This is a genomic window from Stenotrophomonas sp. Steno-Z10-BAI, assembly GCF_056393115.1.
In genome coordinates, this window is the sequence record NZ_JBWJOZ010000012.1 from 67,014 (window position 1) to 76,862 (window position 9,849).

A 9,849-nucleotide genomic window follows, 5' to 3' on the forward strand; every position below is an offset into this window, starting at 1 on the left:
ATCGGCCGATCCGACATCTTTCGTGCACAATCAGCCAATGCACGATTTCACTGTCATCGTCCTGCCGGGCGCGTTCGCCTCCAGCGTCGCGCTCACCTTGGACATCCTCACCACGGCCGCCACCCTCGCCCCGCGCCTGGGTCTGCCGGTGCCGCGCTGGCAGGTCTGCAGCCCGGCACGCGGCGCTGTCCGCCTGGGCACGCACCTGCAGCTGCGTGCCGCGCCGATGCCACGCGTGGCAGATGCGCAGGCGTGCTGGATCGTGCCAGGGCTGGGCGTGGAGGATCCTGACGCCATCGCACAGCGGCTGGGCGAGCCCGACATCCCGGGTGTGGTGCGGGCGCTGCGCGCGCATGTGGCGGCGGGCGGGCGTGTCGCGGCCTCCTGTGCCTCCGTCTTCCTGCTGCACGATGCCGGGCTGCTGACCGGGCGCAGCGTGACCACCACCTGGTGGCTGGCCGGCGCGTTGCAGCGGCAAGCTCCGGAGTGCCAGGTCGATCCAGACCGCATGGTGATCGACGACGCGCCGCTGATCACGGCCGGTGCCGCGCTCGGGCACACCGACCTGATGCTGTACCTGCTCCGGCAGCGCTTTGGCCCGGCGCTTCCCGATGCGGTGGCACGGGCGCTGCTGCTGGATCGCCGGCAACTGCAATCGCCGTTCATGGTCCCGGCGATGATGGCGCAGGGCAACGCGCTGATCGCCTCACTCACCGCCCACATCGAAGCCACGCTGCCGGCCACGGTCAGCGTCGGTGCGCTCGCCAAGTACGCCGGCATGTCCACGCGCACGCTGTCGCGGCAGGTGGGCAAGGCAACCGGGCAAGGGCCGCTGCACCTGATCCGCAGTGTGCAGTTGAACCAGGCGCGCACCCTGCTGGAGAACAGCCGCTACTCGGTGGAGACCGTGGCCGAGCGCGTGGGCTACCGCGATCCCACCGCCCTGCGCCGGCTGATGCGCAAGCGCCTCAACGCCACGCCGCGGCAGTTGCGCTGACCGCTTTCGCCTTGTCTGCAGGCAACAAAAAACCCCGCTTTCGCGGGGTTTTCTGCTGCTGCGTTCAACCGATCAGTGCTGCGTTGATCAGAACTTATAGTTGAACGAAGCGGCCAGCACGTCGCCACGGACCTTGTACTTGCCGTTGAGCGAGTTGCCCTGGTTGCCCTGGGTCGGCTTGACCAGGATGTTCGGCTCGCTGGTGAACAGGTGGGTGTAACCGAAGTTGTATTCGGTGTTCGCCGACGGGGTCCAGCCCACGCCCAGCGACAGCCACTTGCGGCTGGTATCCGGCACGCGGACGTCGCGGTGCGCGTCGGTGGTCGGGGTCTGGTCAAGCGCCACACCGCCACGCAGGGTCACGGTGTCGCTCAGCTTGTAATCGGTACCCAGCGAGACGAAGGTCGTGTCGCGGTAACCAAAGTTCAGGTCCGAGTTCGGCTGGTTGGAAGCGAAGTCGATGGTGACCGTGTCGAACGCGGTCGACCACGCGGTGCGGGTCACATCACCCATGACGGTCCAGCGGTCATTGATGTTGTGGGTGACGCTCAGGGTGGCCGAGGCCGGCAGGGTCAGCGTGGCCTTGCCGCTGGTGTTGACGAACACGCCCGGCTGGGTCGCTGCCAGGATCGACGCCGTCCGGCCACCATCGCTGGGCAGATCAAAGTTGGCATCGCCGCCGGTGATCTTGTGCTCGACCTTGGAGCGGTAGCTGATGCCGATGTGGGTGTTCTCGTCCGGGCTGAACAAGCCGCCGACGGTCCAGCCCACAGCGTTGTTGTCACCCTTCACGGTCGACTTGCCATCGGCGCTGCCCGGCGCGTAGCCCGGCACGCGACCGGCGAAGAGGGCGCCGAAGTCGACAGCCTGGCTCAGCTCGATGGTCAGGTGCTCGACGAACACGGACGCGCCGAAGGACACGTACGGGTTGACGTCGTAGGACGCGGCAAAGCCCAGGTCGATGGCCTTCATATCGGTCTTCAGACCACTGTAACGGCCGACCCAGCCATTGTCGTAATCGGTCTTGAAGCCGAACGGGGCGGTCAGCGAGACGCCGAAGTGGGCCTGCTCGCCGATCGGCATGTGGAAGTACGCGGCCGGAACCGGGGCGATCATGCCGGCGTCGCCGCCGTTACCGCCCGTCTGCGGCTGACCTGCGCCATTGCGGCCGGTGCCCTTGTACTTGGCCGAGAAGCTGATGGCGCTCAGATCGCCCTGGACCTGCATGCCTTCGAGCTGGCGCATGCCGGCCGGGTTGACGGCCATGATCGAGGCGTCGCCAGCGGCGCTGCCGGAACCGGCGAAGGCGCGGCCGAGGCCCTTGGCGCTGTTTTCCTTCAACTGGAAGGCGGCAGCGTTGACGTGGCCCACGGCCAGGACACCGGCGATGCCGACGGCCAGGGCGGTGACGCGGGCAAGAGTGGAAGCGGTATGCATTGTTGGTTCTCTCCGGAAAGCGGTGATGTTGGCAACGCGCGCCTGCGCCGCCCCTCCCCTTGATGGGTCAGGACAACGCGCCGGATTCCCCTCCCGACATACGACGCCGTATGCGAGTATACCGAGAGCGGTTAATGAAACAATAACGTAAGTCGCCCTTGTGGCTATTCATGCTGAACGCGACATATCCCCGTCAGCTCAGCCTCCGCGCTAGGCTAGTGCCCGCATGTTCGTGTCGACCCCCTCCCGCAAGAAAGCCGCCTACCGCTGGGCCACCCCCCTGCTGTTCGCCGCGCTGTGGGTGGCCTTCCTGTGGTCGATCTCGCGGCCGGACGATGCCCGCCGCAGCCTGTGGATGGACTGGGGCGCCCTCTCGACCGGCCTGACCCACCCGCTGGACTGGTGGGCGACGCTGCAGGATGGCAGCGTGCTGCGGCTGTTCACTGCGCTGTTCCTGCACGCGGACTGGTCGCACCTGCTGGGCAACCTGGTGTTCCTGCTGATCTTCGGGCTGCCGGCCGAACGCGTGCTGGGGCCGTGGCGGCTGATGCTGCTGTTCCTGGTCGGCGGGGCGATCTCGAATCTGACCGCCATCTACACGATGGGCAGCCCGGACCAGATCATCATCGGGGCCAGCGGCGCGGTGTCGGCCTTGATCGGCGCCTACCTGGCCCTGTTCCCGGGCGCGCGGCTGGGCGTGGTGATCCCGCTGGGCCTGTTCCTGGAATTCGTCCGCGCCCCGGCCTATCTGCTGATCGGGGTCTGGGCAGCGCTGCAGGTGGTATTCGCCTACATCGGCCCGACCTTCGGCATGGTGGCCTGGTGGGCACATATCGCCGGCTTCGTGTTCGGCCTGGGCTACGGCGTGTATGTGCGTGCGGCCATCGCGCGACGGCTGCGCAAGCGGCATGGGTTCTAAGCGAACACCCATCGCGCTGTGGTAGTGCCGGCCGCTGGCCGGCGCCACGTACGGTTGGATTTCTGCTGAGCCGGCCAGCGGCCGGCACTACCGGTCAGGGCTTGATCGGCGCCGTCGAGGCCGGTGCCTCGGGCTTGGCCGGCGCGGGCGTCGCCGGTGCCGCAGCAGGCCGTTCGGTTGGCGTTGCTTCTGACGGCTTTGCTTCTGACGGCTTTGCTTCTGACGGCTTTGCTTCTGACGGCTTTGCTTCTGACGGCTTTGCTTCTGACGGCGTTGCTTCTGACGGCGTTGCTTCTGACGGCTTTGCTTCCGTCGGCTTTGCTTCTGCCGGCTTCGTATCTGATGGCTTGCCCGCTGCCGCTGCCGGCTTGGCCGCCGGCTTCTTCGCCGCGTCCGCCTTCTGCCTGGCCAGCACCGAACCGGGCTGCTTCAACTCGGCCAGCGCGTCATTGATCGGGCCATCGCCCGGCAGCACATCACCAGCCTTGTAGCCTTCGGTGCCTTCTTCGTCACCGCGCAGGTGGCCGGGCAACGTGGCTTCGCTGTAATCGGTCAGGCTGGCCGGCAGCTCGTCGTCACCGGCGCGCTTCTCCGGCTGCAGCAGCACATCGGGAATGATGCCGGTGGCCTGGATGGACTTGCCGCTCGGGGTGAAGTACCGCGCGGTGGTGAGCTTCACCGAATCGCCGTTGTCCAGCGGCAGCACGGTCTGCACCGAGCCCTTGCCGAAGGTGCGGCTGCCGACCACGCGGGCGCGGCCGTTGTCGCGCAGCGCGCCGGCCAGCACTTCGGAAGCACTGGCCGAGCCGGCGTCGGCCAGCACCACGACCGGCGCGCCCTTGAGCAGATCGCCCGGGGTCGCATCGAAGCGGGCATCGCTGATCGAGATGCGGCCACGGGTGCTGACGATGTTGCCCTTCTCGAGCAGATCGTCGGCCACCTGCACGGCAGCGGTGAGCAGGCCACCCGGGTTGCTGCGCAGATCCAGCACCAGGCCCTTGAGCTTGCCCCCGGCCTGCTGCTGCAGCTGGCCAACGTGCTTCTGGAAATCGGCACCGGTGTCGGCCTGGAAGGTGCTCAGGCGGATGTAGCCATAGCCGGGTTCCAGCATCCTGCTGCGCACGCTGGTGACGCGGATGGTCTCGCGGGTCACCGTGACATCGAACGGCTTGGGCTTGCCTTCGCGCACCAGGGTCAGCACCACCTTGGTGCCGGCCACGCCGCGCAGCGGTTCGGTGGCTTCGATCGCGCTGATCGGCTTGCCGTCGATGGCGATGATCAGATCGCCGGCGAGAATGCCCGCGCGTGCGGCCGGGGTATCGTCGATCGGCGAAATGACTTTCAGGCTGCTGTTGTCGGGCTGCTGCTGCAGCTCCACGCCGATGCCGTCGTAGGCGCCGTTGGCCTGCTCATCGAAGGCTTCGGCGTCTTCCTTGTCGAAATAGGTACTGTGCGGATCCAGGTCCAGCAGCAGGCCGCGGATGGCGGACCGCATCAGTTTCTTGTCGTCCACCGGATCCACGTAGGCGGCGCGCACCGCGTTGTAGACGGCGACGTAGCGGCGGATCTCTTCCAACGGAACCCGTGAGGTCACCGCTTCTTCCGTGGTGGCCGCATCGGCCCCGCGTGCCGGCGCTTCGGCGGTCTGCTGCGCCCAGGACACCGCGGGCAACAGGGCCAGCAGCAAGGTGGCGGAACGGGCTACGCGCATGAAGCACTCCAGGGTGAGCGGGGGACGGTTGACCACGCACGGGGTGCGTCGCCCGATTATGCGCGAAGCGACGATAAATTCCCGTTGAACCCCGTGCCTGGCGGCGCGCCCGTGTTGGGCGCGGTTTATCGCCGCTGCAGCCAGCTGCCCGGGTCCACCGGCTGTCCGTTGCGGCGCAGTTCGAAGTACAGCGCGGTCACGCCCTGGCCACCGGAATTGCCGACCTTGGCCACCGCCTCGCCCTTCTTCACCGTGGCGCCGGCATCACGCAGCAGCGTGTCGTTGTGCGCATAGAGGCTCATGTAGCCGTTGCCGTGATCGACGATCAGGATCATGCCGTAGCCGGTCATCCAATCGGAAAACACCACCGTGCCATCTGCGACGGCGGTGATGGTGCTGCCGGCGGGCGCGCCGATCAGCACGCCACTGCTGGTGCGGCCATCGGGCAGCTTGCCGCCGTAGCGGGCGAGCAGATTGCCCGACAACGGCCAGCCCAGACCGCCCACCTTGGGCGCAGGCGCGGAGGCAACCGCAGGGGGCGTCTTGGTCGCACGCGGCGGTGGCCGGGTACCATTCGCGGCGGCGGCCCGGTCCGCCTTCTCGGCGGCCGCCTTCTCCGCGGCGGCGCGGCGCGCGGCAGCACGACGCTCGGCTTCGGCACGGGCGGCGGCGGCGCGCAGATTGGCCAGCAGGGTTTCCAGCGCCTTGGCATCCTGGCCCAAGGCTTTTTCGCGTTCGCTGCGGTCTTTGTACCGTTCGTCCAGCGAGGCGACCGTGGCCGCCCGCTCGCGACGATCGTCGGCCAGCGTGGCGACCTGCTGTTTCTGCTGTTGGCGGGTGCCTTCCAGTGCCTTGCGCCGTTCGACGATTTCCGTCTCCACGCGCTGCAGTTCGGTGAGATCAGCCGTCAGGGACTGGATACGCTGCGCGCGCTCGCGCTGCAGATACCGGTGATAGGCCAGGCTGCGGTTCGCATCGGCGACACGGTCCTGCGACAGCAGCAGCTTCAACGGCGCGTTGTTGCCGATGCGGTACGCCGCGCGCAACAGCGAGGCCAGTTCCGCCCGCTGCTGTTCCAGGCCGGCCTGCAGCGCATCGCGCTTGGCCTGCAGTTCGTTCATGGCGCGGGTCTCGCGCTGCAATGCGGTTTCGGTCTGGGCCAGCACGCGCCCGGTGCGGGCGACCTTCTCATCGGCGTCGCGCAGCTGGCGCGACGCCTGCCCGCGCTGCCCTTCCAGATTCCGCCGCTCCTGGGCCACGCCCTTGAGCTCGCTGCGCAGCTTCTGCAGCTTGCGTTCGGCTTCCTTGGAGGATTGTGCAGCCAGCGGGCTGGCGCCGAGAACGGCCACGGCCAGCAGCAGCGCACGCAACGCCGGGGTCAGCCACTGCGTGCGACCGCGTCCGTCGGTCGGATTGTTATCCCGGCGTGAGGAAAAGGCGTTGTGGCGCAAGGGCTTTCCAGTGACTTCAGGCAGATGCGGATTGCAACGATGCATGGTGACATTCCTGCAGGCGGCCTGCCAGCCGCGCTCCACCATCGAGGTTCCCATGAAACGCTCCCTGCTTCCGCTGCTGCTGGCCCTGACGCTGCCCTGTGCGCCAGCCTTCGCAAGCGACAACATCAGCAAGGTCAACGGCAGCATCTCCGCCGAGGCCGGCCAGAGCTACGGCAATCTGGAGACGGTCAACGGCGGCATCAAGGTCGCCGAAGGCGCGGTCACCGGTCGCATCGAAACCGTCAACGGCGGCATCCGCGTGGCCGATCGCGCGCGTACCGGCGGCATTTCCACGGTCAATGGCAGCGTGCGGGTCGGGCGCGAAGTGGTTGCCAGTGGCGGCGTGGACACCGTCAACGGCGGCATCTTCCTGGATCGCGGCACCCAGATCGACGGCGGGCTGGAAACGGTCAACGGCAGCATCGGGCTGGTCGAAACGCGCGTGGCGCGCGGCATCGAAACCGTCAACGGCGACATCACCGTGGGCGTGGGTTCGCAGGTCGAAGGCGGAATCGAGGTCAAGAAGCCGAACTTCAACCTGTCGCTGACCCCCGGCCGCAAGCCGCGCGTGATCATCGGGCCGAACGCGGCGGTCAACGGCTCGCTGCAGTTCGAGCGCGAGGTCACCCTGTATGTGCACCGCACTGCCCGCATCGGCCCGGTCAGTGGTGCGGTGGCCGTGCCCTTCGATACCGACACCGCACCGCAGGATTGATATGGTGGTGACTGGTGCCGTGCGCACCCGCCTTTCCCGTTCCAGGAACCGATGATGCCCCGCAAACTTCTGTTGTGCCTTGCCGCTGCCGCTGCGTTGACCGCATGCAAGGGCGAATCCGCCGCGCCCACCGCGGCGCCTGCCACCGACGCGGCACCGACCGCACCGGGCCATGCGTTCTCGCCCGAGATCAATGCCGGCGACTTCGCCGAGCTGGTCAAGACCTTGGCTTCGGATGCGTTCGAAGGCCGCTCCCCGGGCAGCAAGGGCGAAGAGCTGACCGTCAATTACATCCGCGACCAGATGCAGCGCATCGGCCTGCAGCCAGGCAATGGCGACAGTTGGTTCCAGGACGTGGCGATGACCGAGACCACGGCCGATGAGTCGACCGTGCTGACGCTGGACCAGGCCGGCAAGACCCGCGAGCTGACGTTCGGCACCGACATGGTGATCGGCACCCGCAGCGGCCAGCCAGACGTCAAGGTCGAGGCCAGCGACCTGGTGTTCGTCGGCTACGGCGTGGATGCGCCGGAGCAGAAGTGGAACGACTATGCCGGCCAGGACTGGAAGGGCAAGACGGTCGTGATGTTCGTCAACGATCCCGGGTTCCACGTCAACGACGAGAAGCTGTTCGACGGCAAGCGCATGACCTATTACGGGCGCTGGACGTACAAGTTCGAAGAGGCCGCACGCAAGGGCGCCGCCGCCGCGCTGATCGTGCATGACACTGCCGGTGCCTCCTACGGTTGGGACGTGGTCAAGAACTCGTGGGCCGGCCCGCAGTACGACCTGCCGGCCAAGGATGACCCGGAAGCGCGCCTCCCGGCACAAGGCTGGCTGAGCGCCGATGCCGCCCGCCAGCTGTTCGCTGACGCCGGCCTGGATCTGGACAAGGCCTACAAGGACGCCAGCAAGCGCGGCTTCAAGCCGGTCCCGCTGAAGGCCAAGGTGTCCTTCGATCTGAAGAGCACCATCGCCGAGAAGAAGTCGCGCAACGTGGTCGGTGTCCTGCCGGGCAGCAAGCGTGCCGATGAAGCCGTGCTCTACATGGCGCACTGGGATCACCTGGGCAAGCACGAGGGTGAGCAGGGCGACACCATCTACAACGGCGCGGTCGACAACGCGACCGGCGTGGCCGGCATCCTGGAAGTCGCCGATGCGATGGTGCACCAGCAGCCAGCACCGGAGCGTTCGGTGGTGTTCCTGGCAGTGACGCTGGAAGAGTCCGGCCTGCTGGGCTCGAAGTACTACGTCAGCCACCCGACCTTCCCGCTGGACAAGATCGCCGGTGTGATCAACATCGATGCGATGTCGGTGGCAGGCCGTGCCAAGGACATGACCGTGACCGGCTTCGGCAGCTCCGAGCTGGAAGACATCCTCAAGCCGCTGGCCGCGAACCAGGGGCGTACCCTGCACGGCGAGACCGCGGTGCAGAGCGGCTTCTACTTCCGTTCGGATCACTTCAACTTCGCCAAGGCGGGTGTGCCGGCGCTCTATGCGGACGGGGGTGAGGATCTGCGCGACGGCGGTGTCGAGGCGGGCCGCAAGGCCGCCGAAGACTATGGCAGCAACCGTTACCACGGCCCGAAGGACGAGTTCGATCCGGCCACCTGGAAGCTGGATGGCACGGTTGAGGACCTGCAGCTGCTGTACGGGGTTGGCAAGGAACTGGCTGGCGGCGACCGGTGGCCGAACTGGTACGAGGGCAATCCGTTCAAGGCGGCACGCGATGCGATGATGAAGGGCAAGGGCGCTGAGACGCCGGCCGCGGAGTCTGCACGCTGAGCGGTTGATTGCTGTGACGTGATCTTTGCTTCATGAAAACGGCGCCTTTCTAGGCGCCGTTTTTTTTGGGTCGGCTGCTGGGTTGGTCGGGCTTTGGGGCGCGATACCCTTGCCGGTGATGCCCCCGGCCGCCGCCTTGCGGCGACGCCCTCCTCCTTGATTTCGCCCACAAGGGCATCGCGACCCAACGTATCCAGTCAACTGGCGCCGCCCAGCATCAGCGCGACAGCGAGTGCCGGGATTGATCTGGTCAGTCCGCACACAGCACGCGAAGCCTCGTAGCGGCCGGTAGGCTCCTGGGCAAAATCAAGGAGGAGGGCGTCGCCGTCAGGCGGCGGCCGGGGGACATTTGCCGAGGGGCCTGCCGGCCGCTACGGGGCCCTCACGCTCGTGGAAGATGCAAGCGGAGACGCCACCATTCCCAAAACGCAGAACTACCCAACGACACCCGCCGCACTGGCCGTACCGTCCGCACGCGCACGACCGTACGCGTCTGCTGCGGCAGTTGTAATGAAACGCTCCCCGTCCGTTGGGAGACGGACAAAAAAAACCCCGCTGCGTGAGCAGCGGGGTTTTGGGTGTAAACCCTGGCGATGACCTACTCTCGCATGGCTTAGGCCACACTACCATCGGCGCAGCTGCGTTTCACTTCCGAGTTCGGGATGGGATCGGGTGGTGCCACAGCGCTAATTTCACCAGGGAGACGGTTGGAGCAGCGCGTTGCGCCAGCTCGGCAGAGGTCTCTTCCGAGAAACAGATACCTGTCAAAACCAGGTGCCTGCAATAAAA

7 protein-coding genes and 1 rRNA gene are annotated in these 9,849 nt (G+C 66.9%); 4 read left to right on the plus strand and 4 right to left on the minus strand.

Going from position 1 to position 9,849, the window contains the following annotated elements:
* The first annotated feature begins 37 nt into the window (after nt 1-37).
* Entirely contained in the window at nt 38-997 is a 960-nt protein-coding gene (locus AC06E9_RS19475) for a GlxA family transcriptional regulator (protein WP_152153720.1), read from the plus strand.
* 87 nt (nt 998-1,084) lie between these two features.
* On the opposite strand, the gene AC06E9_RS19480 is transcribed toward AC06E9_RS19475, so the two are convergent.
* On the minus strand, nt 1,085-2,434 hold the full coding sequence (locus AC06E9_RS19480) for an outer membrane protein transport protein (RefSeq protein ID WP_152153718.1): 1,350 nt from the start codon (nt 2,432-2,434) through the stop codon (nt 1,085-1,087).
* Between the two features lie 226 nt (nt 2,435-2,660).
* Here AC06E9_RS19480 and AC06E9_RS19485 point away from each other — a divergent pair, with 226 nt between their 5' ends.
* Entirely contained in the window at nt 2,661-3,353 is a 693-nt protein-coding gene (locus tag AC06E9_RS19485; protein ID WP_019186003.1) for a rhomboid family intramembrane serine protease, read from the plus strand.
* A 94-nt stretch (nt 3,354-3,447) separates the two neighbouring features.
* Here AC06E9_RS19485 and AC06E9_RS19490 read toward each other — a convergent pair whose 3' ends face one another.
* Both AC06E9_RS19490 and AC06E9_RS19495 read right to left on the minus strand, forming a co-directional pair.
* A complete protein-coding gene (locus AC06E9_RS19490) occupies nt 3,448-5,064 on the minus strand; it encodes a S41 family peptidase (RefSeq protein ID WP_478056658.1) in 1,617 nt (538 codons plus the stop codon).
* A gap of 125 nt (nt 5,065-5,189) precedes the next feature.
* Nucleotides 5,190-6,515, minus strand: a complete 1,326-nt coding sequence (locus AC06E9_RS19495; protein ID WP_428999467.1) for a murein hydrolase activator EnvC family protein — start codon at nt 6,513-6,515, stop codon at nt 5,190-5,192.
* A gap of 97 nt (nt 6,516-6,612) precedes the next feature.
* Here AC06E9_RS19495 and AC06E9_RS19500 point away from each other — a divergent pair, with 97 nt between their 5' ends.
* Both AC06E9_RS19500 and AC06E9_RS19505 read left to right on the plus strand, forming a co-directional pair.
* The gene (locus AC06E9_RS19500) at nt 6,613-7,275 is read left to right on the plus strand and encodes a hypothetical protein (protein ID WP_313212752.1); all 663 of its coding nucleotides are present in this window, start codon (nt 6,613-6,615) and stop codon (nt 7,273-7,275) included.
* Between the two features lie 54 nt (nt 7,276-7,329).
* Nucleotides 7,330-9,060 carry a M28 family metallopeptidase gene (locus tag AC06E9_RS19505; protein WP_478056659.1) on the plus strand — a complete coding sequence of 577 codons (1,731 nt, stop codon included), beginning with the start codon at nt 7,330-7,332 and terminating at the stop codon, nt 9,058-9,060.
* A 585-nt stretch (nt 9,061-9,645) separates the two neighbouring features.
* Here the strand turns inward: AC06E9_RS19505 and rrf are convergent.
* Nucleotides 9,646-9,760: ribosomal RNA gene (gene rrf / locus AC06E9_RS19510) — 5S ribosomal RNA — on the minus strand.
* Nucleotides 9,761-9,849: the final 89 nt, after the last annotated feature.

Excerpts from the sequence above, each read along its gene's own strand:
- AC06E9_RS19490 (WP_478056658.1), bottom strand. The coding sequence starts at position 5,064 with ATGCGCGTAGCCCGTTCCGCCACCTTGCTGCTGGCCCTGTTGCCCGCG.
- AC06E9_RS19485 (WP_019186003.1), top strand. The coding sequence starts at position 2,661 with ATGTTCGTGTCGACCCCCTCCCGCAAGAAAGCCGCCTACCGCTGGGCC.
- AC06E9_RS19475 (WP_152153720.1), top strand. The coding sequence starts at position 38 with ATGCACGATTTCACTGTCATCGTCCTGCCGGGCGCGTTCGCCTCCAGC.
- AC06E9_RS19500 (WP_313212752.1), top strand. The coding sequence starts at position 6,613 with ATGAAACGCTCCCTGCTTCCGCTGCTGCTGGCCCTGACGCTGCCCTGT.
- AC06E9_RS19480 (WP_152153718.1), bottom strand. The coding sequence starts at position 2,434 with ATGCATACCGCTTCCACTCTTGCCCGCGTCACCGCCCTGGCCGTCGGC.
- AC06E9_RS19505 (WP_478056659.1), top strand. The coding sequence starts at position 7,330 with ATGCCCCGCAAACTTCTGTTGTGCCTTGCCGCTGCCGCTGCGTTGACC.